The organism is Gordonia sp. YC-XJ4, assembly GCF_059511865.1.
This window is the reverse complement of the sequence record NZ_CM183447.1, coordinates 2,538,565-2,559,045: the sequence shown is the minus strand read 5'-3', so window position 1 is coordinate 2,559,045 and position 20,481 is coordinate 2,538,565. Positions and strand designations below refer to the sequence as shown.

The window sequence follows — 20,481 nt, the reverse complement described above, 5'->3', positions numbered from 1 at the left end:
GCTCCGCCTCAGCTCAGTGCGTCGCCGATGCGGCTCGCGAGGTCGCCGACCTCTGCGGTGCTCATCACGAAGGCCGGGGAGATCTGCAGGGCGCCCTGCCCGGCGGCACGTCCGCTCACCCCGTGCCTGCGCATGGCCGCCACCGCGTCCTGGGCACGTGCGGGATCGGCGAGCTGGACGGCGCTGACCGCGCCCAACCCGGTGCGGACCTCGCTCACGGCGTCGAGATCGGCGAGCGGGCGTAGCGCCGTCGCCAGATCGGTCTCCAGACGCGTCGCCTCGGCGAGCAGGCCCTCGCGTTCGATGATGTCGAGATTGGCCATCGCCGCCGCGGCGGCACCGGCGTGACCGCCATAGGTGTAGCCGTGTCGCCACCAGACGCCGCCGGCGTAGAACGGCTCGGCGATCCGTGGTGCGATGAACACCGCGCCCATCGGCACGTACCCCGACGTCAGTCCCTTGGCGGTGGTCATCAGATCCGGTTGCAGATCGAACCGGGACGACGCGAACCAGCTGTCGCCACCGATGCGACCGAAACCGGTGACCACCTCGTCGGCGACGAACAGCACGTCGTGGTCACGGCAGATCTGGCGCACCTCGGCGAGATACCCCTCGGGCGGCAGGTACACCCCGCCGGCGCCGATGATCGGTTCGCAGAAGAAGGCGGCCACCCGATCGGCGCCGACCCGTTCGATGAGCCCGAGCAGACTCTTGGCGTCGTCCCAGCCGACCGACTCCGCGTCGGGCATGAGTTGTCCGTAGCCGTCGTGGTTTGCCGGGATACCGGCCAGCGAGGTACCCGCGACATGCATGCCGTGGTAGGCCTTGGTGCGGCCGACGAGCAAGGTCTTCTCCGGCTTGCCGACCTCGGTCCAGTACCGTCGCGCCAGCTTGGCCGCGGTGTCGACGGAATCGCTACCGCCGGAGGTGAAGAAGATCTTGCTGCCGGGTACCGGTGCCAGCGCGGCGAGCCGGTCGGCGAGGGTGTCGGTGACATCGGCGGTGAGGTCACCGAATCCGGAGTAATGGGCCAACGTCGCCAATTGTGTGCGCACGGCGTCGGCGATCTCGGTGCGACCGTGACCGACGTTGGTGAACCACAGTCCCGCCGTGGCGTCGAGGTAGGAGTTGCCCTGCGCATCCCAGATGCGCGCCCCCTCACCGCGGGTGACGACGAACGGACCGTTGGTACTCACCGAACCCATGTCGGCGAAGCCATGCCACAGCGAACCAGCCATGGTCACCATGATGCCGGTCGCCGCCGTGCACGTGCGTCGCGGGGGCGGGCAGGAGCCGGTGCGATCCAGCCCACCCCCGCCCGACCCCATATCCTGGAACGCATCATGTCCTCCTCCCCCGCCCGCTCCACCGCTCATCCGGAGGACGTCGATCCTCACGAACTGCGCGAGCGCATCGCTCGGCTGAGCATCGTCGACGAGCACTCGTTGGGCCGCAGACTCGACAAACTCGGACTCGACAAGCGCGGACCGGACGAACGCGGAGCAGCTCCCTCGCCCGAACGTCTGGACGGCCTGCTCCGTGCGATCGAGGGCGCCGAGAAACGGATCGCTGCTCGACGTGCTGCGATCCCGGTCATCGAGTATCCGGCGGAGCTCCCGGTGTCGGCGGCGCGTGCGGAGATCGCCGCGGCGATCGCCGAGCATCAGGTGGTCGTCGTCGCCGGGGAGACCGGGTCGGGCAAGACCACCCAGTTGCCGAAGATCTGCCTCGAGCTCGGCCGCGGTGTGCGGGGGGCGATCGGTCACACCCAACCCCGTCGGATCGCGGCCAGTTCGGTGGCGCGCCGGATCGCCGACGAGACGGGCACCCACATCGGCGACGCCATCGGTTACTCCGTGCGGTTCTCCGATCGTTCGGGTGCCGACACGCTGGTGAAGGTGATGACCGACGGCATCCTGCTGCGGGAGATCTCCTCGGACCAAATGCTGCGGCACTACGACACGATCATCGTCGACGAGGCCCACGAACGCAGTCTCAACATCGATTTCATCCTCGGTTATCTGCGCCGCCTGCTGCCCCGCCGGCCCGACCTCAAGGTCATCATCACCTCGGCGACCATCGAACCCGACCGATTCGCACGGCATTTCGCCACCGCCGATACCGAGGTGCCGATCCTCGAGGTGTCGGGGCGCACGTATCCGGTCGAGGTGCGGTATCGCCCGCTGTCACTGCGGGAAGACCCTGATTCCGGCGACGACGCCGGTGGCGGCGAGCACGCCGATCTCGATCTGTTCGAGGGGATCGACGCCGCAATCGGCGAGTTGTGGGGCGCGAATGGTCGCGGGGACATCCTGGTGTTCCTGCCCACCGAACGCGACATCAGAGAGGCCGCGGCAGTGCTGTCGCGTCGTGTCGCCGCGGGCGCGGAGGTGGTTCCGCTGTTCGCGCGGTTGTCCATCGCCGACCAACAGAAGGTGTTCTCGCCGTCGGACGGCCGTCGAATCGTGTTGGCCACCAACGTGGCCGAGACATCGCTGACGGTTCCGGGCATTCGCTACGTCATCGATTCGGGGACCGCACGCATCTCCCGCTATTCGACGCGCACGAAGGTGCTCCGGCTGCCGATCGAACCCATCTCGCAGGCCAGCGCCCGCCAGCGTGCCGGGCGCTGCGGGCGCGTCGCGCCCGGCGTGTGTATCCGGCTGTACTCCGAGGCGGACTTCGACGCCCGGCCCGCCTTCACCGATCCGGAGATCCTGCGCACCAACCTGGCGTCGGTGATCCTGCAGATGACCGCGCTGCGCCTCGGCGACATCGCCCACTTCCCGTTCGTGCAGCCACCCGACGCCCGGGCGATCCGCGACGGCATGGCAGTCCTGGGTGAACTGGGCGCGATCACCACCGGCGGCCAGAAGACGCGCGGCACAGCGCGGTCGGACTCCGGCACTGCCCGGTCGGACTCCGGCACGGCGCCCCGGCTGACGCCGGTCGGCGCGACGATGGCGCGCATTCCGGTCGATCCGCGGATCGCTCGCATGCTCGTCGGCGCCCGCGACGAGGGATGTCTGGAGCACGTGCTCGTCATTGCTGCGGCATTGTCGCTGCCCGATGTCCGTGAGCGACCGGCCGAACATCGGGAGGCCGCCGACGCCGCGCATCGTCGCTTTGCGGTCCCGGGCTCGGATTTCCTCGCCTACCCGGCGCTGTGGGCGTATCTGCAGGAGAAGCGCAAAGAGCTGTCGGGCAATCAATTCCGGCGGATGTGCGAGCGCGAGTTCCTGCACTATCTGCGCATCCGGGAATGGCAGGACCTGCATCGGCAGTTGCGCGGCATCGTCTCCGACCTCGACTGGGAGACTCCACGCACCGAGATCGATGCCGATGCGATCCATCGCGCGATCCTCGCCGGGCTGCTCGGCAACATCGCCGCACGCAATGCCGAGGGCCGCGAATACACCGGAGCCCGCAACACCACGCTGATGATCTTCCCCGGGTCGTCGGTCGCCAAGAAGCCGCCCGCGTTCCTGATGGCGGCCGAGATCATCGAGACGTCACGGTTGTTCGCGCACACCGTGGCCGGGGTGGACCCGTTGTGGGTGGAACGGTTGGCCGGCGACCTGGTCAAACGCACCTACAGCGAGCCGCACTGGTCGTCGCGGCGGGGCGCGGCGATGGCCTACGAACGCGTCACCCTCTACGGGGTCACCCTCGTCGCACGACGCCGGGTGACCTATGGCCCCATCGACCCCGAGGTCTCCCGGGAGTTGTTCCTCCGGCACGCCCTGGTCGAGGGCGACTGGAAGACCGACCACGAGTTCTTCCACCGGAATCGGCAACTGCTCAGCGACGCCGCCGATGTCGAGCACCGCGCCCGACGGCGCGATGTGGTGATCTCCGAGGAGCAACTGTTCGAGTTCTACGATCAGCGCATCCCTGCCGAGGTGACCTCGGCGCGACATTTCGACTCCTGGTGGAAGAAGACGCGGTCGGCGCAACCGCATCTGCTCGACCTGACCGCGGCCGATGTGGCGGCTGACGTCGCCGTCGCCGACACCGACTATCCGGGGTTCTGGCAGCAGGGCCAGACCCGTCTGGAGCTGCGGTATCGTTTCGAGCCCGGCGCGCCCGACGACGGCGTCACCGTCGTCATCCCGAAAGATCTTCTGCCCCATGTACGCAACGCCGGCTTCGATTGGCTGGTCCCGGGGATGCGCTCGGAGTTGGCGACCGAACTCGTCAAGACCCTGCCGAAGTCGCTGCGCAAGACGATGGCACCGGCCCAACGTTTCGCCGATCTGGCGCTCTCTCGGCTGACCCCACGCTCGGAACCGCTGATCCGCGGTCTGGCCCGGGAGTTGTCGACCGTCACCCGTCACTCGGTCTCGCCCGCCGACTTCGACCCCGACCGACTCCCGACTCATCTGCGCATCCACTTCGCGGTCGTCGACGACAAGGGCGAGATCCTCACCCGTACTTCATCGTTCGCCGAACTGTCGGAACCGATACCCGCCGCCACCACACAGACGGCCACACCGGTGTACACCACGTGGACCGACGAGGGCATCGGAACACTCGCGCCGAGCGAGACCGCCGACGTCGCCGGGCAGACCATCACCCGTTACCCGACTCTGCACGTGACCCACCGCGCCGGCCATCCCGACGGGGTCTCGATTGTCCGGGCGGCGACCACCACCGAGGCGAGCACCGCCCTGGCCGGCGGCGTGATCGTGTTGTTGGAGAACACGATCCCCGCATTGAGTCCGAAAGCCGCCTCCGGACTGGACCCTGCCGGACGGATCGCGTTGAGCCAGAGCCCCTATCGGGAGCCGGCGCGGTTGTTCGGCGATTGCACACGCCGAGCGATCCGTGATCTCGTGGAGCCCGACGAACTGCGCGTCGTACGTTCGCCCCAGGCGTTCGCCGCGCTCGCCCAACGGCTGCGGCCAGCGGTGACCGACGCCGCTCCGGAGTATCTACGCCTCGCGGTCGACGTCCTGCGGGAGTTGGTGGCACTGCGCGGTGTGATCGACACCCATTCGGGGCAACTCGCCGCCGACGACGTCGCCGAACAGCTCGGCCATCTGGTGTTCGACGGCTTCGTCGCCGCCACCCCACGGGAGCACCTGGCGGAGGTGCCCCGCTATCTGCGCGCTGCCCGTGAGCGCCTGGAGCATCTGCCGGCATCCGCCGCGCGGGATCGCGCCGGCATGGAGGCATTGGATCGGGTGGTGGAGCGCTGGAACCAGCGGCTCGCGCAGGTGCCCGACGGCAGGCGAGACGCGGTCAACGAACAGGCGCATTGGCTCGTCGAGGAATTGCGGGTCGGTCTGTTCGCGCAGCGACTGGGCACGCGTTATCCGATCTCGGAGAAACGGGCGCTACGGACCCTGGACCGACTCGGCTGACACGACGCCGGCTGCGGGCGTCGTCCGGCCGTGGGTCAGATTGCCCTGCAGGTCGTCGATCTCGCGTTGGAAGTCCTCGAGGGAATCGAACGAGCGGTACACCGACGCGAATCGCAGGTAGGCGACCTCATCGAGGTCGCGCAAGGGTTTGAGGATCGCCAATCCGACCTCGTTGCTGGGGATCTCGGCGACTCCGGAGGCCCGAACGGTCTCCTCGACCTGTTGGGCGAGCTGCGCGAGATCGTCCTCGTCGACCTGGCGTCCCTGACACGCGCGTCGGACCCCACGCATCACTTTCTCGCGGCTGAAGGGCTCGGTGACGCCATTGCGTTTGACGACGGCCAGGACAGCGGTCTCCACCGTCGAGAACCGGCGACCGCATGCGCTGCAGGAGCGGCGCCGACGGATCGCCTGCCCCTCGTCGGCAACTCGGGAGTCGATGACCTTGGTGTCATCATTCCTGCAGAACGGGCAGCGCATACACCGACAATACCGCCCCACCGCGGTGGAACAGCCGTGTGATCGCCTACCCCGGTCGTCACCGGTAGGCGGGTACCAGCAGTGCCTGACCGACCTGGAGCCCGCTGCCGGACATCTCGTTCATCCGCGCGATCTCGTCGATGACGGCCTGCCGGGGCAGGTCGGGCGCGACCCGTGCGGCAACCGAGTTCAGCGATTCCCCGGCACGTACGTGCACGACCTCGGTGGCCGCGGGCGTCGGCGTGGTCGACTGCTGGTAGTCGCTACCGGCCACGGCCACCAGCCACACCAGCAGCGCCAGGGCGACACCGGTCAGCACGGCCACCATCGCACCGGTACGGCGAGCGGTGCGGTGCGCGGTGACCCGCGGGCCGACCGGAGTTGCGCAACGGGTGCCCGCAACCGCCGGAAGGCGGCGCGCACCGGTCCGGGCCGGGCCCGCATATGCCGGTCGTCGGCGGGCCGGGTCGCGCTCGAGCGTGCGCCGCTCTGGGAGGCGACGGTCGGACGACCGGTGTTCGGGCGCGCGGTGTTCGAGCACCCGGTGTTCGAGCGCCCGGTGCTCGACGGTTGCGCGGGCCGGCATCGACGCCCCGCGGCGAACGGCGGCGGCGCGGTGAGCCGTCCGGCGGGACCGAACGGGCAGGTCGTTGGTGCCCGGCGCGGTGGGCAGAAGTACGGTCGGCATGGCGTCTCCCTATCTCGATCATGCATTCGAAGAACGGATGTTCGAGTTCTACCACGGGGCACCGACAATTTCTCGCGACACGTCGAACACATGTTTGAGGTTGCCTGTCGCCTCGGCTACCCTGGCCGGTGTTCAGCTCTCCACAGGGCCCGTCAACCAGGGCGTACCCCGCGAGGATGTGCGCACCGACCGAAAGGATGCGAACCCCATGAGTGAGAAGAAGGGCCGCTCGGGTGACCCCGACGCGGCGACCGTCACCGATCCGGACGACGCCGTCGCGACCGGCCCGATCGATCCCGCGGCCGTCGAGGCCGCGCTCACCCCGCGCCAGAAGGGCGTGCTCGATGTGATCCGCAAGTCCGTGCGCGAACGCGGGTATCCGCCGAGCATCCGCGAGATCGGCGACGCCGTCGGCCTGGCGTCGACCTCATCGGTCGCGCATCAGCTGCGAACCCTCGAGCGCAAGGGTCTGCTCAAACGCGATCACAACCGACCCCGCGCGGTGAACGTCCAGGACGGCGATCCCACGCCCACCGACGACAACCCGAATGCGTCGAACCTCCCCACGCCGACGTTCGTGCCGGTTCTGGGACGTATCGCGGCCGGCGGGCCGATCCTGGCCGAGGAGGCCGTCGAGGATGTCTTCCCGCTGCCGCGTGAACTCGTTGGCGACGGGTCACTGTTCCTGCTGCGCGTCGTCGGTGAATCGATGATCGACGCGGCCATCTGCGACGGCGACTGGGTGGTCGTTCGTCAACAGAACGTCGCCGACAACGGCGACATCGTCGCGGCGATGATCGACGGCGAGGCGACGGTCAAGACCTTCAAGCGCAAGGACGGCCATGTGTGGCTGATGCCGCACAACGACCTGTTCGAGCCCATCCCCGGCGACGACGCCGCGGTGCTGGGCAAGGTCGTGACGGTGATGCGCCGCATCTGAGCGGAGTCACACCCGCCGGCCCGCTCAGCCGAACGGCTCAGCTGCGCAACGCTTCCGCGGCCGCGGCACGCGCATCGGCCGGTGAGGCGGTCGCCAGTGCAGCCTGCGCGGCGGAGCGGCACGCCTCGCGGTCGACCTCGGCGAGCTTCGCTCCCACCGCGGGCGCCGCGGCCGGGGCGCTCGACAGCGAGGTGACGCCGAGCCCGACCAGGACACACGCGAGCAGCGGATCGGCGGCGGCCTCGCCGCACACCCCGACCGGTGTCGCACTGCGGGTGCCCGCCTCGGCGACGGTGGCGATCAGCGAGAGCACCGCAGGCTGCCACGGGTCGGTGAGCCCGGCGAGCTCGGCCGACATCCGGTCGGCGGCCATTGTGTACTGCGTCAGATCGTTGGTGCCGATCGAGACGAAGTCGACCTCGGCGAGGATCGCCGGAGCGAGGATCGCCGCCGAGGGGATCTCGATCATCACCCCCGCCACCAGCCCGCGACCGCGGACCTCGGCAGCGAATTCGGCGGCTTCAGCGGCCGAGGCGATCATCGGCGCCATCACCCAGGGCGTGGTGCCGGTCGCCTGCGCGGCGCGGGCGATCGCGTCGAGTTGACCGGCACGGATCTCGGGATGTGTCGCGGCGATCCGGTTGCCTCGTACGCCCAGTGCGGGATTCGCCTCGGTGCCGTGATCGACGAACTTCAGCGGCTTGTCCGAGCCGGCATCGAGCGTCCGGACCACGACCTTCTTGCCGTCGAAGGCCTCGATGACCTCGCGGTAGAGCGCAGCCTGCTCGTCCACCGACGGTTCGTCGGCCCGATCGAGGAAGGCGAGTTCGGTGCGGAACAGACCAACCCCCTCGACGGGGTACGCCGTCGCCGCCCGCGCCGAGAAGCCGTCGGCGACGTTCGCCAGGATGGCCACCTCCACACCATCGGCGGTGCGCCCGGGCCCGGTCCATCCCGCGATCGCCTCCGCCTCCCGACGACTCTGCTCCACCTCGTCCCCGGCCCGCGCCGGATCGGGGTGAACGACAACGGTTCCCGCGGTTCCGTCGACGAGAACGGGCGTGCCCGCGGGTACGTCGTCGAGGCCGGCGACCGCCACCACGCACGGAATCCCCAGTTGGCGGGCGATGATCGCGGTGTGGCTGGTCGGCCCACCGAGCCGGGTGGCCAACGCGGTGATCAGTTTCGGATCGAGTCCGGCGGTGTCGGCCGGCGCGAGGTCGTCGGCGAGGAGCACCGACGGCTCGTCGGGCACGGGGACCCCGGGCTCGGGCTCGCCGAGTACCTCGGCCACCACCCGATCACGGACGTCGTTGAGGTCGGTGATGCGCTCGGCCATGATCCCGCCGAGCTTGGCGAACATCGCGGCGAACTGTTCGGTGGCCGCGGCGGCCGCGGCCGGGGCCGGGGTCCCGTCGGCGATCAGCTTGGTGACCGTGCCGATCCACCCGCGGTCCTCGGCGAGGCCCGCGGTGGCGATCAACACCTCTGCGGCGGCACCCGAGGCGTGCGAGGCGCGCTCACGCAGTCGCGCGGCGACCACGGCCGCGGCATCGACGAAGCGGGCCTTTTCGGCCTCACGGTCGGCCTCGTCCACCACATGTGAGCCCGGATCGGCGGGCTCGGCCCTCACCCGCTCGCCCGGACGGACGACCGGCCCGTAGGCCTTGCCGCCGACGACGGGCGTCCCGTGCAGCGTGGTGTCGGCATCCGACGCACTGCTTTCGGTCTGCGTGTGCTGGGGGCGAACCTGTTGATCCACGGTTCCGGCCTTTCCTCGTCCTTCAATGATGCGGTCGTTCGGTGGTGCGGGCGTTTCGGTGATGCGGGTCGTACTGGTCAAGCGGTCGTTCTGTGTGATCCGACCAGGCTTCCGATGGATGTGAAACACCGGTACGTCACCACCTCTTGTGATCGAAGTTACAAGAAATCCTTGACTTGTCAACACAAACAGGCGTAAACACAGATATATCAACACCGGGTCCCACAGAAACCCACATGGGGTCGGTGGTCGGAAAGAGATCGGAGAGACGTGTACGCGGAAGAACGACAGCAGGCGATCGCCGAGCTGGTCCGCTCGAAGGGCCGCGCCTCGGTGAGCGCGCTCGCCGAGCGCTTCGAGGTCACCAGCGAGACGGTGCGACGCGATCTGGCGAGCCTGGAACGCGCCGGCCATCTGCAGCGCGTACACGGTGGCGCGGTTCGGCCCGGCCTGGTCCAGATCGTCGACGAGCAGGGCATCGGCGAGCGCGAGGCCAGCCATGCCGATCAGAAGGTGGCGATCGGCCGTGCGGCGATGCGTTTCCTGCCGCCCGACGGCGGCTCGCTCGCGCTCGACGCCGGCACCACCACCTACCAGGCCGCACTCAACATCCCCACCGACCGACGCCTGAGCGTGGTCACCAGCAGCCTGCCCCTGGCCACGCTTCTTGCCGAACATCCCAGCGCCACACTGCATCTGGTGGGAGGGCGAGTTCGCAGTCTGACGCAGGCCGCAGTCGGCGCCGACACCGTGTCCCGACTGCGGCAGTTTCGCTCCACGGTCGCCTTCATCGGCACCAACGGGGTCAGCGAGGGGCTTGGACTGTCCACGCCGGACCCCGAGGAGGCGGCGGTGAAGTCGGCGCTGGTGCGCTCGGCGCAACGCGTGATCGTGCTCGCCGACTCCTCGAAGATGAATCGCGAGGACTTCGCCGGTTTCGCCGACCTCGACGACGTCGATGTCCTCATCACCGACGCCGGTATCGATCCCACCTTCTCCGCGGTGCTCTCCGCCCGCGGCATCGAGGTCGTGATCGCATGATCCTCACCGTCACCGCCAACCCGAGTCTCGATCGCACCCTGGAGATCGCCGGCCCCCTCCAGCGCGGGGAGGTGCAACGCACCGTCGGTGTCCGCGCCGAGCCGGGCGGCAAGGGCGTCAATGTTTCCCGCGTCATCGCCGAGGCGGGTCTGACCACCCTCGCGGTCCTACCGGCGCGCAACGGCGATCCGCTGCTGACCGCGTTGGACCAGGTCGGACTTCGCCACGAGGCCCTCGCCGTGCCCGGCGAGGTGCGGTCGAACATCACCATCGCCGAACCCGACGGCACCACGACCAAGATCAACGCCTCCGGCCAGTTCCTAGACGCCCGTCAGGTGCGTGCGTTGACCGACCTCGTCTTGGCCCGCGCGGCCGGTGCCGACTGGGTGGCCCTGTGCGGATCGCTGCCACCGGGTGTCGCCGACGACTGGTATCGCGTACTCGCCGACCAGCTCATCGCGCGCGGACACCGCGTCGCCATCGACACCTCGGGTGCTCCCCTGACGGCAGCGGTGACCGGACGCGTCGACCTGATCAAGCCGAACGAGTATGAACTCGCCGAGGTCAGCGGTGCCGATCCGGAGATCCTGCGTCACGCCGCCGCCGAGGGCGATCTGTCGCCCATCGTCTCGGCGTCGGCCGACATGGCGCACCGCATCGGCGGCGCCGTGCTGGCCACCCTCGGTGCGGCCGGCGCACTGCTGACCACCGAGTCCGGCAGCTGGTTCGCCACGCCGCCGCCGATCGTCCCGCGCAGCACCGTCGGCGCAGGCGACTCCTCGCTGGCCGGTTACCTGATCGCCGAAACCCGGGGCGCCGACGAGCCCGGACGGTTGCGCAGCGCGGTCGCCTATGGTGCCGCGGCGGCCGCACTCGCCGGCACCCAGCCTCCCCGCCCCGACCACCTCGATCCCGACCGTGTCGTGATCACCGATCTCGCCGGAGCCGCCCCAACCCCATGACAAACAACCCGTGACCCCGAACAACTTCAGAACCAGATCCACCATCAGCACCCAACCAGCGACACACCAGTAAGGAAACCCATGTCCGAGCAGATCATCACCGCAGCCACGGTGAATCTCGACGTCGACGCAGGCGACGACCCGTCGGCGGTGATCAATCACCTCGCCGAGAACCTCGGCGAAGCCGGTCGCACCAGCGATCCCGCCGACCTCGCGCGCGCCGCGCTCGCCCGAGAGGCCAAGTCCGCCACCGGTCTACCCGGCGGGATCGCCATCCCGCACGCCCGCGCCGCATCGGTGTCGCAGGCGAGCCTGGCGATGGCGCGGCTGTCGAAGAAGGTCGACTTCGGCGCCCCCGACGGTCCGGCCGACATCGTCTTCCTCATCGCCGCCCCCGAGGGCGGTGCCTCCGAGCACATGAAGCTGCTCAGCTCGCTCGCTCGTGCGCTGGTCCGTCCCGACTTCGTCGCCTCGCTGCGGGCAGCGCGCACCGACGACGAGATCGTCGACCTCGTCGACGGTGCGATCAATCCGCCCGCGGCCGGCTCGAGCACCACCGCGGCCGCGAGCACCGAGAAGGCGGCACCGCAGAAGGTGGCCACCGACACGGTGACCACCCAGAAGACCGCGCCGGTCGACTCATCGACCCCGGCCGCACCGACGAGCGACAAGCCGATGTCGATCGTCGCGATCACCGCGTGCCCCACCGGGATCGCCCACACCTACATGGCCGCCGACGCACTGAAGTACGCCGCCGAGCGCGCCGGTGTCGACTTCCACGTCGAGCCCCAGGGGTCCTCGGGAACCACCCCGTTCACCCCGGACGTCATTGCCGGCGCCGACGCCGTCATCTTCGCCACCGACGTCGGTGTCAAGGGCAAGAGCCGGTTCCACGGCAAGCCGGTCATCGAGTCCGGTGTCAAGCGCGCCATCAACGAGCCCGACGCGATGATCGCCGAAGCGCTTGCGGCAGCGAAGAATCCGCACGCGGCGGTGGTGCGCGCCGGCGACGGCGACAGTGCCGGCGCCGCTGCCACGGAGAAGGGTGGGCTCAGCCTGGGCAAGCAGGTTCAGCAGGCCCTGATGACCGGCGTCAGCTACATGATCCCGTTCGTCGCTGCGGGCGGTCTGCTGATCGCTCTCGGATTCCTGCTGGCCGGCTACCAGATCGCCAACAAGAACATCGACAAGACGATGAGCGACGGTGCCTACATCGCGCTGCACAACACTCTCTGGAATCTCCCGGCAGGAGGACTCGGCACCTACCTGGGCGCGGTGAGCTTCGCGATCGGTTCCCTGGCGATGAGCATGCTGGTCCCGGCGTTGGCCGGCTACATCTCGTTCGCGATCGCCGACCGGCCCGGTATCGCGCCCGGCTTCGTCGCCGGCCTGGTGTCGGTGGCCGTCGGCGCCAGCTTCATCGGCGGCCTGATCGGCGGCCTCGCGGCCGGCGTCGTCTGCCTGGCGATCTCGCGACTTCCGTTGCCGCAGTGGGCGCGTGGCCTGATGCCGGTGGTGATCATCCCGCTCTTCGGCAGCCTTGTCATCGGTGCGGTGATGTTCATGTTCCTCGGCAGGCCGCTGGCGTGGCTCACCACCGAGATGAACAACGGCCTCAGCAGCATGACCGGTGGCTCGGCGATCATCCTGGGCATCGTGCTGGGCCTGATGATGTGCTTCGACCTCGGCGGCCCGGTGAACAAGGCGGCCTACCTGTTCGCCACCACCGGCCTCGCTGTCGGCGGCTCGGCGCAGCTGGAGATCATGGCCGCGGTCATGTGTGCCGGCATGGTCCCGCCGCTGGCGATGGCCCTGGCGTCCACGGTCCTGCGTCCGCAGCTGTTCACCGAACCCGAGCGTGAGAACGGCAAGGCCGCTTGGCTTCTCGGCGCCTCGTTCATCTCCGAGGGTGCCATCCCGTTCGCCGCGACCGATCCGCTGCGGGTGATCCCGTCGATGATGGCCGGTGGGGCTCTGTCCGGCGCGCTGATCATGGCGCTCGGTGTCGAACTGCGCGCCCCGCACGGCGGTGTGTTCGTCTTCTTCGCCATGAACGCCTGGTGGTGGTTCCTCGTCGCTCTCGCCGCGGGCACCGTTCTCTCCGCGCTGTGCGTCATCGCCGCCAAGCAGTGGGGCCGCAACCGTGACCGCACCGCCGTCGCGACGACCCCGCGGGAGGCCGTCCCCGCCTGATGGCGCGGTTCGCCCACCTCGACCGACCGCCGCGGGCACAATCGAAGATCCCGCCCGCGAACGGTCCGTCCCTCACCACCGATCCCATCCGATTCGATCCCATCCGCGTACATCCCATCCGAACAGGTCAAGGAGAATCCATCATGCCCAGCACCACCGTCGCCGTCGGCTCCGCCGTCGGACTGCACGCCCGCCCCGCGACGATCATCGCCGAGGCCGCAGCCGACGCCGGCGGCCTGATCACCCTGGCCGTCGAGGGCGGCGAGCCGGTCGACGCCGGATCGGCGCTGATGATCATGACGCTCGGCGCCGAGAAGGGCACCAACGTGGTCGTGACCGCCGAGGACCCGGCCACCGTCGACGCGATCGCCAAGTTGGTCGCCACCGACCTCGACGCCGAGTGACCGGGTAACCGGACTCCGACAACGCCATCGGCCACCGACCCCAGCGGGTCGGTGGCCGATGGCGTTGTCGCCGCAACACTTGTCCCACAGGGATTGTGACCGAGGGATTGCGGCGGTGGGAGAACCCCGGCCGGTCAGGAACGCACCGGGACCGTCTCGATCTGGTAGGCGCGCGGGGTCCGGCCGGTCACCTGCCGGAAGGCCGAGATGAAGGCACTCGGGGTGGCCCACCCGCAATCGTGCGCGGTCGCGGTGATCGAGCGTCCCTCGGCGAGCGCGATCATGGCCTGATACACCCGGATGTTGGTGCGCCACTGTGGATAGGTCATCCCCATCTCGTCGCGGAACAGGCGTGCCAGGGTGCGTTCGCCTGCACCGGCAACCGCCGCGAGCTCACTCAGCGGGCGAGGGACGGAGAGGTCGGCGAGCACCAGGTCGCAGGCACGTGCGAGGCGATCGTCGCGGGGTGCGGGCAACGAGACCGGCTCCTGCGGCACGCGGCGCAACTGATCGCGCAGCACGGCGCGGATCCGGGACAGTTCGGCGAGGCCGAGGGCATCGGTGGCGACGGCGATCACCAGTTCCCGCACCAACGGCGTCACCGAGATCACCGCGGGACCGTCCGCGTCGAGGACTCGTTCGACGGCGGCGAAACCCACGGTGTGAAATCGGCTGGACCCGTGGAATCGGTGCTGGTGCCAGGTCTCGGCGGGAATCCACACCGCACGATTCGACGACGCCACCCATCCCCCGGCATCGGTGGCGACGGCGATCACCCCGCGGCTGACGTAGATGAGCTGGTCGTCGGTGTGCCGATGGCGTTCGACGATCTCCCCGGCCGCACGTGACGACGACTGGGTCACCACATGCTCATGCAGGCTGTTTTCCGACATGAACCGACAGAATATCGGAAGACTGCACGATGGCGACAAACCACGATGGAATCATGAGCATCGAGGACACCGCCGTCGAGTCGACTCCGCCGGGATCTCGCCGACCCGCCGGGTCGTCATGGCAGCGCATGCGGATCTGGGCCACCGCCCATGCCGTCGACGACTTCTACCAGGGCCTGGTACCGGCCGCCGTACCGTTCTTCGTGCTGGAGCGGCACTACTCCTACGTCGGCGCCTCAGGTCTCGCGCTTGCCGCGACGCTCGGCAGTGCACTGCCACAGGTTCTCGTCGGGCTGCTGGCCGACCGCCATCGGCTGCGGTGGATGTCGCCGGTCGGACTGGTCGTGGCCGGGCTGGGTGCCGGACTCGCCGGTCTCGCCGGCTCGTATGCCCTGGTCTGGACGCTGCTGCTGATCTCCGGTTTCGGTGTGGCGATGTTCCATCCACCCGCCGGGCGTGACGCCCGACGCGCAGCGGGCGACAGCGCGAGCGCGATGAGCCTGTTCGCCGCCGGCGGCAGCGTCGGGTTCTTCCTGGCACCCGCCCTGGCCACCCCGGCGCTCGATGCGTGGGGCGTCGGGGCGACCGCGGTGTTCATCGGACCGGCCGTGCTGATGGGATACATCCTCTGGCGCCATCAACGCCGGACGGTGGTGCATCCCGCCGCGCGGGTCGCCCACGGCGGCGTCGACCGCTGGGGCATGTTCGGCACCCTGACCGCCGTCGAAGTGGTCCGCTCGACGATCTCCTTCGGCATCAACACCTTCATCGCGCTGTATTGGATCCGACACCTCGGTGCATCGAGTTCGATTGCGGGACTTGCCCTCACGCTGCAGTTGGTGGGCGGCGTGTTCGGCACGTTGGCCGGCGGCCGGCTCGGCGACCGCGTCGGGATGGTGCGCACCGTGCAGATCGGCAACATCGCGCTGATCCCGGCCTTGTTCGCCATGCTGGCCTGCGGCCATCAGATCGCGGCCCTGCCCCTGGTCTTCGTGGTCGGCCTGGTGACCAACATCCCGTTCGCCGTGCTGGTGAAGCTGGGCCAGGACTATCTGCCCAACCGCCCCGGCACCGCGGCCGGTGTCACCCTGGGGCTCGCGGTCAGCGCCGGCGGTCTGTTCATGCCGTTGTTGGGCATGGTCGCCGACCGGTGGGGCACGCAGGCCGTGTTCGTCGTGCTCGGCTGCATCCCGGTCCTCGCACTCGCCCTGTCGAGCGGGTTGCGCGAACCGACACCCGCACCCGAGGCCGTCCGGACCGACCCATCATCAGCGTGACCCGATCGGCACCGGTGACAGTCAGGACCGGGCGACCACGAGGTCGGCGAGCTGACCGGCGAAGGCCTGCGGCACCCGTACCGTCATGCGGGTGCCGTCGGCGGTGTGGTCGCTCGCGAGCACCTCCCCCTCCTCATGGATGCGGGAGATCAGGTCACCCCGGGTGTAGGGCACGGCGAGTGTCAGTTCGACGTCGGTGCGGCCGACGAAGTCCCGAACCCGATCGAACAGCGCCGGCAACCCCTCACCGGTGCGCGCCGAGACGAACACCGCGTCGGGGGCCATCGCCCGCAACTCGGTCATCCGGGTGTGGTCGATCGCGTCGATCTTGTTGATCACCAACAGCTCTGGCGGCGCCGACACCCCCTCCTCGGCGACGACCTCGTTGATCACCCGGCGGACCGCGGCGATCTGCTCGGCGGGGAATTCGTCACTGCCGTCGACGACGTGCAACAGCAGGTCGGCGTCGACGACCTCCTCGAGGGTGGAGCGAAAGGCTTCGACGAGCTGGGTCGGCAGGTGTCGGACGAAGCCGACGGTGTCGGTGAAGACCACCTCGCGACCGTCGTCGAGGGTGGCTCGGCGGGTCGTCGGGTCCAGGGTCGCGAACAGGGCGTCCTGCACCAGCATGCCCGAGCCCGTCATCGCGTTGACCAGCGACGACTTTCCGGCATTGGTGTAGCCGGCGACCGTCAGCGACGGTACCGCGCTGCGGCTGCGAGCCGATCGCTTGGTCACGCGCGCCTTCTTCATGTCCCGGATCTCGCGTCGCAACTTGGCCATGCGCTCACGAATCCGGCGACGATCGGTCTCGATCTTGGTCTCACCGGGACCGCGCAGGCCGACGCCACCGTTGCTGCCGGCGCGGCCACCGGCCTGCCGGGACATCGACTCACCCCAGCCGCGCAGGCGGGGCATCATGTACTCCATCTGGGCCAGCGACACCTGTGCCTTGCCCTCACGTGAGGTGGCGTGCTGGGCGAAGATGTCGAGGATCAATGCGGTCCGGTCGATGACCTTGACCTTGACGACCTTCTCCAGCGCGGTGAGCTGACCGGGGGTGAGCTCACCGTCGCAGATGACGGTGTCGGCGCCGGTGGCCAGCACGATCTCGCGTAGTTCCTCGGCCTTGCCCGACCCGATGTAGGTGCCGGGGTCGGGGGCGTTGCGTCGCTGGATGACGGCGTCGAGAACCGCCGACCCGGCGGTCTCGGCCAGCGCGGCGAGCTCGGTCATCGCCGCCCGCGCCTGCGCCGAGGTGCCCTCGGTCCAGACGCCGACCAGCACGACGCGTTCGAGTCGGAGCTGCCGGTACTCGACCTCGGTGATGTCGGTGAGCTCGGTCGACAGACCGGCCACGCGCTGCAGGGAGGCACGCTCGGACAGTTGGAGTTCGCCGGTGGTCGGCTCGTCGGTCCGGTGACTCCCGGTGATGCCCTGGTCGTCGGTGAAGTCGGTGCCGTCTTGGACACCGATGTCCTCGGGGAGATCAGGGGTCGGGATGGGATATGCGGTGTGTGTCGTGTTGCTCATACGCCTTCCATGGTCGCATGCGGCAACGTTGCAGCGCACACCAATATTTCGCGGACCCGGCGACGACTCCTCGGCTCGGACCGTACCGCCCGGCTGTCGCCCCCCCCGGCTGTCGGCGGACGCGTTCGCCGGTCGTGTCAGAATCCGTCCCATCCCGCGCGCAACGCACCGTCGGCGACCAGTTCCGACGGGCCGCGCAGCCACGCGTCGTCGGCGAGGATGCGCACCTCGACCCGCCCGCCCGGCACGTCGATCACCAGTTCTCCGACCCGCTCACCGCGATGACGTAGCGCGGCCGCCGCGGCGGCGACCAAACCCGTTCCACAGCTTCGGGTTTCGCCGACCCCACGTTCGAACACCCGCATCCGGGCGTGCAGGCGTCCATCGACGGTCTCCGGGACGGTCAGCAGTTCGACGTTGGCTCCGTGGGCGAAGACCTCGGGGTCGATCACGACACCCCGGGAGAAGTCGACGGCGGCCAGGCCGGCGGCATCGAGTTCGGGAACGACACAGGCCAGATGCGGATTGCCGACGTCGACCGCCACCCCGGGGTACAGGTCGTCGCCGATGCGGACCGTCGAGGGCTCCCCCACGCTCGCCGGCCCCATCTGCACACTGACGTCGGCGTGCAGCCGGTCGAAGGAATGCACGACGACCGGACGCGCGCCGGCGCGCGAGCCCACGGTGAATTCGTCGGCGCCCACGAGTCCCGACGCGCGCAGGTGATGGGCGAAGACACGGACCCCGTTGCCGCACATCTCGGCGATCGAGCCATCGGCGTTGCGATAGTCCATGAACCAGTCGTCGGGGTTCACCTGGTCCGGCAGGGCCTCGAGCACCCCCGCCGCGACCAGCGCACCCGATCGTGCGACCCGCAACAGTCCGTCGGAGCCGATACCACGTTGCCGATCGCACAGGGCGGCGACGAGGTCGGCACCCAGCGCGATCTCGACCGCGGGATCGTTGAGGATGACGAAGTCGTTCTGGGTGCCGTGGCCCTTCACGAACGGCAGGCCACTCTTCGATTCGGCGGCGGTGGTCGAGGCGCTGGTCGTCACCGGTCCAGGGTAGCCAGTGCCCGATCGGTGAGGTCGGTGGCCGCGGCGTCGAGCCACACGATCCGATGATCACGTCGGAACCAGGACCGTTGCCGGCGAACATAGCGCCGGGTGCCGATGACGGTCAGCTCGACGGCCCGGTCGAGGTCGTACTCGCCGTCGAGGGCGGCCAGGGTCTGGGCGTATCCGATCGCCCGGCGCGCGGTGCGTCCCTCACGCAGCCCGTTCTCGGCCAGCCTGGCCACCTCGTCGACCAGGCCGTTGGCGAACATCTCCGCGGTGCGCGCGGCAATCCGCTCGTCAAGGTCAGCGGTTTCTCTGTCGAGAGCGAGAATCCTTGTACCCCAGCGCGCTTCACCGATCTTGGGAGCCGACGCGGCGAACGGCTCTCCGGTGATTTCGACGACCTCGAGTGCCCGGACGATCCGGCGGCCGTCGGTGTCGAGGATCGATTCGGCCGCGGCGGGGTCGACCTCGGCGAGCCTGCGATGTAGGGCGGCGACGCCGATCTGCGCCAGCATATCCTCATAGCGCGCACGCACCTGCGGGTCGGTCGCCGGAAACTTCCAGTCGTCGAGCAGTCCCTGGATGTAGAGCATCGATCCGCCGACGATCACCGGGGTCCGGCCGGCCGCGAGCAGCTCCTCGATGTCGCGCGTGGCCGCGGCCTGGTATCGCGCGACCGTGGCGATCTCGGTCACGTCGAGGACGTCGATCTGGTGATGGGTGATACCACGACGCTGTGCGACGGTGAGTTTCGCGGTGCCGATGTCCATTCCGCGGTACTGCTGCATCGCGTCGATGTTCACGATCTCCCCGTCGAGGGCCTCGGCGAGATCGAGCGCGAGATCGGATTTGCCGACCGCCGTGGGACCCACCACCGCAACCGGAACGGGCGCCCCGAGGTCACCGCCGGTCATGATCGGCTCCTGTTCGGGGTCCGGCTGGGAGCGGGGTCCAGCGAGCGACGACGTACCCCACGCCGAACGGTGCTGCGGCATACAGGCATTCGGTGTCCAATCGGGCAGGGTCCAACCGGGCGGGGTCCAACCGGGCGGAGTCCAACCGGGCGGGGTCCAACCGGGCGGGGTCCACATCGGTGTGCGCGCCCGACGCCCGGGCCACCGCCGCTGCGACCTGCCAGGCGACTCGTCCACCGACACCCTCGGCATCGCACTCCTGCGCGTCGAGGTCGGCCAGAGTGTCCAGATCCCCACATTCGAGGGCGGTGTCGATCCGCTTCTGCAACCGCACCGCCGATGCGCGTTCGCCACCGCCCGGAGCTTTCGGGGACAACGCGGTCGCGCCGTCGCCCACCACGAGCAGACCCACCGATTCGGACACCGCCGACAGCGCCGCCGCAATCTCGTCCCCCACCGCCGCGCACCGTGCGGGGCTCGCCGACGGGTCGAGCACCACCGGCGTCACGCGGTCGGCGCCCGCCTGTTCCCGCAGCCAGGCGGCGATCAGCATCGACAGCGGCAATCGCGGTCGCACCGGCTCGGCGTCGGCCTGCGCGCAAGCCTCCTCCACGGCGGGATCCAGGGTCACCGGTAGGTCGACACCGAAGCGCGCAAAGGTCCCGGTGACGGCCACATCGGTGCCGCATCGCGGCCGGTCGGTGAGCACGGCTGCGGCGGGCCCGCTCGCCGGAACGGCCGGCGCGTCGTCGGCGCCGAGGGCAACCCATCGGGTGGCCGAGGCCGCCAGCGCCCGCACCGCCGAACGCGTCGCCTCACGTACCGGCCGCGTGTCGACGGCGTCGGGACCGGCGAGTTCGGGTACCAGCAGGGGCGCACTCGGGACGAATACCGCGCAGCTGAACACGTGCTCGACGCTAGTCGACGGCGCAGCGCCACCGTGGGCACCCCGGGCGGGCGTTCG

16 protein-coding genes are annotated in these 20,481 nt (G+C 69.4%); 7 read left to right on the top strand and 9 right to left on the bottom strand.

Features of this window, described 5'->3' with window-relative positions; translation table 11 throughout:
- Positions 1-8 precede the first annotated feature (8 nt).
- A complete protein-coding gene (locus AC5ZH6_RS11300) occupies positions 9-1,238 on the bottom strand; it encodes an aminotransferase family protein (RefSeq protein WP_026920166.1) in 1,230 nt (409 codons plus the stop codon).
- A gap of 105 nt (positions 1,239-1,343) precedes the next feature.
- Between AC5ZH6_RS11300 and hrpA the strand changes: the two genes are divergently transcribed.
- The gene (hrpA, locus tag AC5ZH6_RS11295) at positions 1,344-5,366 is read left to right on the top strand and encodes an ATP-dependent RNA helicase HrpA (protein WP_288336160.1); all 4,023 of its coding nucleotides are present in this window, start codon (positions 1,344-1,346) and stop codon (positions 5,364-5,366) included.
- On the opposite strand, the gene nrdR is transcribed toward hrpA, so the two are convergent.
- On the bottom strand, positions 5,340-5,846 hold the full coding sequence (gene nrdR / locus AC5ZH6_RS11290) for a transcriptional regulator NrdR (protein ID WP_014359831.1): 507 nt from the start codon (positions 5,844-5,846) through the stop codon (positions 5,340-5,342). The genes hrpA and nrdR overlap by 27 nt on opposite strands.
- A gap of 58 nt (positions 5,847-5,904) precedes the next feature.
- Entirely contained in the window at positions 5,905-6,534 is a 630-nt protein-coding gene (locus tag AC5ZH6_RS11285; RefSeq protein WP_288436778.1) for a LysM peptidoglycan-binding domain-containing protein, read from the bottom strand.
- 208 nt (positions 6,535-6,742) lie between these two features.
- Between AC5ZH6_RS11285 and lexA the strand changes: the two genes are divergently transcribed.
- Positions 6,743-7,474: a transcriptional repressor LexA gene (gene lexA / locus AC5ZH6_RS11280; protein WP_006371167.1), complete on the top strand. Its 732-nt coding sequence runs from the start codon at positions 6,743-6,745 to the stop codon at positions 7,472-7,474.
- A 37-nt stretch (positions 7,475-7,511) separates the two neighbouring features.
- Here lexA and AC5ZH6_RS11275 read toward each other — a convergent pair whose 3' ends face one another.
- On the bottom strand, positions 7,512-9,236 hold the full coding sequence (locus tag AC5ZH6_RS11275) for a putative PEP-binding protein (protein ID WP_288337515.1): 1,725 nt from the start codon (positions 9,234-9,236) through the stop codon (positions 7,512-7,514).
- A 270-nt stretch (positions 9,237-9,506) separates the two neighbouring features.
- On the opposite strand from AC5ZH6_RS11275, the gene AC5ZH6_RS11270 reads away from it, so the two are divergent.
- From AC5ZH6_RS11270 to AC5ZH6_RS11255, 4 genes are all read left to right on the top strand, one after another.
- Positions 9,507-10,277 (top strand): DeoR/GlpR family DNA-binding transcription regulator, encoded by a 771-nt coding sequence (locus AC5ZH6_RS11270; protein ID WP_288337513.1) that lies wholly within the window; start codon positions 9,507-9,509, stop codon positions 10,275-10,277.
- Complete coding sequence (locus AC5ZH6_RS11265; RefSeq protein ID WP_265077906.1) at positions 10,274-11,239, top strand: 1-phosphofructokinase family hexose kinase; 966 nt, start codon at positions 10,274-10,276, stop codon at positions 11,237-11,239. Before AC5ZH6_RS11270 ends, AC5ZH6_RS11265 begins: the two co-directional genes overlap by 4 nt.
- An 81-nt stretch (positions 11,240-11,320) precedes the next feature.
- A complete protein-coding gene (locus tag AC5ZH6_RS11260; RefSeq protein WP_006371171.1) occupies positions 11,321-13,432 on the top strand; it encodes a PTS fructose transporter subunit IIABC in 2,112 nt (703 codons plus the stop codon).
- A 143-nt stretch (positions 13,433-13,575) separates the two neighbouring features.
- Positions 13,576-13,836: an HPr family phosphocarrier protein gene (locus AC5ZH6_RS11255; RefSeq protein WP_006371172.1), complete on the top strand. Its 261-nt coding sequence runs from the start codon at positions 13,576-13,578 to the stop codon at positions 13,834-13,836.
- A 134-nt stretch (positions 13,837-13,970) separates the two neighbouring features.
- On the opposite strand, the gene AC5ZH6_RS11250 is transcribed toward AC5ZH6_RS11255, so the two are convergent.
- Positions 13,971-14,729 (bottom strand): AraC family transcriptional regulator, encoded by a 759-nt coding sequence (locus tag AC5ZH6_RS11250; protein WP_288336430.1) that lies wholly within the window; start codon positions 14,727-14,729, stop codon positions 13,971-13,973.
- A gap of 53 nt (positions 14,730-14,782) precedes the next feature.
- Between AC5ZH6_RS11250 and AC5ZH6_RS11245 the strand changes: the two genes are divergently transcribed.
- Positions 14,783-16,006, top strand: coding sequence for an MFS transporter (locus AC5ZH6_RS11245; RefSeq protein ID WP_353886072.1), 1,224 nt, complete (start codon positions 14,783-14,785; stop codon positions 16,004-16,006).
- Positions 16,007-16,027: 21 nt separating this feature from the next.
- Here the strand turns inward: AC5ZH6_RS11245 and hflX are convergent, their stop codons facing one another.
- The 4 genes from hflX to AC5ZH6_RS11225 form a co-directional block, all read right to left on the bottom strand.
- The gene (gene hflX / locus AC5ZH6_RS11240; protein WP_288336428.1) at positions 16,028-17,539 is read right to left on the bottom strand and encodes a GTPase HflX; all 1,512 of its coding nucleotides are present in this window, start codon (positions 17,537-17,539) and stop codon (positions 16,028-16,030) included.
- 137 nt (positions 17,540-17,676) lie between these two features.
- Positions 17,677-18,597 (bottom strand): diaminopimelate epimerase, encoded by a 921-nt coding sequence (dapF, locus tag AC5ZH6_RS11235; protein WP_288336426.1) that lies wholly within the window; start codon positions 18,595-18,597, stop codon positions 17,677-17,679.
- Positions 18,594-19,517 carry a tRNA (adenosine(37)-N6)-dimethylallyltransferase MiaA gene (gene miaA, locus AC5ZH6_RS11230; RefSeq protein WP_288336424.1) on the bottom strand — a complete coding sequence of 308 codons (924 nt, stop codon included), beginning with the start codon at positions 19,515-19,517 and terminating at the stop codon, positions 18,594-18,596. The genes dapF and miaA overlap by 4 nt, the downstream gene beginning before the upstream one ends.
- Positions 19,504-20,424, bottom strand: coding sequence for a class III extradiol ring-cleavage dioxygenase family protein (locus AC5ZH6_RS11225; protein ID WP_288336422.1), 921 nt, complete (start codon positions 20,422-20,424; stop codon positions 19,504-19,506). Before AC5ZH6_RS11225 ends, miaA begins: the two co-directional genes overlap by 14 nt.
- Positions 20,425-20,481 lie beyond the last annotated feature (57 nt).

What these genes read in the sequence shown, in the direction of transcription:
- nrdR (WP_014359831.1), bottom strand. Translation starts at nt 5,846, where the DNA reads ATGCGCTGCCCGTTCTGCAGGAATGATGACACCAAGGTCATCGACTCC.
- AC5ZH6_RS11265 (WP_265077906.1), top strand. Translation starts at nt 10,274, where the DNA reads ATGATCCTCACCGTCACCGCCAACCCGAGTCTCGATCGCACCCTGGAG.
- lexA (WP_006371167.1), top strand. Translation starts at nt 6,743, where the DNA reads ATGAGTGAGAAGAAGGGCCGCTCGGGTGACCCCGACGCGGCGACCGTC.
- AC5ZH6_RS11300 (WP_026920166.1), bottom strand. Translation starts at nt 1,238, where the DNA reads ATGGCTGGTTCGCTGTGGCATGGCTTCGCCGACATGGGTTCGGTGAGT.
- AC5ZH6_RS11255 (WP_006371172.1), top strand. Translation starts at nt 13,576, where the DNA reads ATGCCCAGCACCACCGTCGCCGTCGGCTCCGCCGTCGGACTGCACGCC.
- AC5ZH6_RS11260 (WP_006371171.1), top strand. Translation starts at nt 11,321, where the DNA reads ATGTCCGAGCAGATCATCACCGCAGCCACGGTGAATCTCGACGTCGAC.
- AC5ZH6_RS11250 (WP_288336430.1), bottom strand. Translation starts at nt 14,729, where the DNA reads ATGTCGGAAAACAGCCTGCATGAGCATGTGGTGACCCAGTCGTCGTCA.
- hrpA (WP_288336160.1), top strand. Translation starts at nt 1,344, where the DNA reads ATGTCCTCCTCCCCCGCCCGCTCCACCGCTCATCCGGAGGACGTCGAT.
- AC5ZH6_RS11285 (WP_288436778.1), bottom strand. Translation starts at nt 6,534, where the DNA reads ATGCCGACCGTACTTCTGCCCACCGCGCCGGGCACCAACGACCTGCCC.
- AC5ZH6_RS11245 (WP_353886072.1), top strand. Translation starts at nt 14,783, where the DNA reads ATGAGCATCGAGGACACCGCCGTCGAGTCGACTCCGCCGGGATCTCGC.
- miaA (WP_288336424.1), bottom strand. Translation starts at nt 19,517, where the DNA reads ATGACCGGCGGTGACCTCGGGGCGCCCGTTCCGGTTGCGGTGGTGGGT.
- hflX (WP_288336428.1), bottom strand. Translation starts at nt 17,539, where the DNA reads ATGAGCAACACGACACACACCGCATATCCCATCCCGACCCCTGATCTC.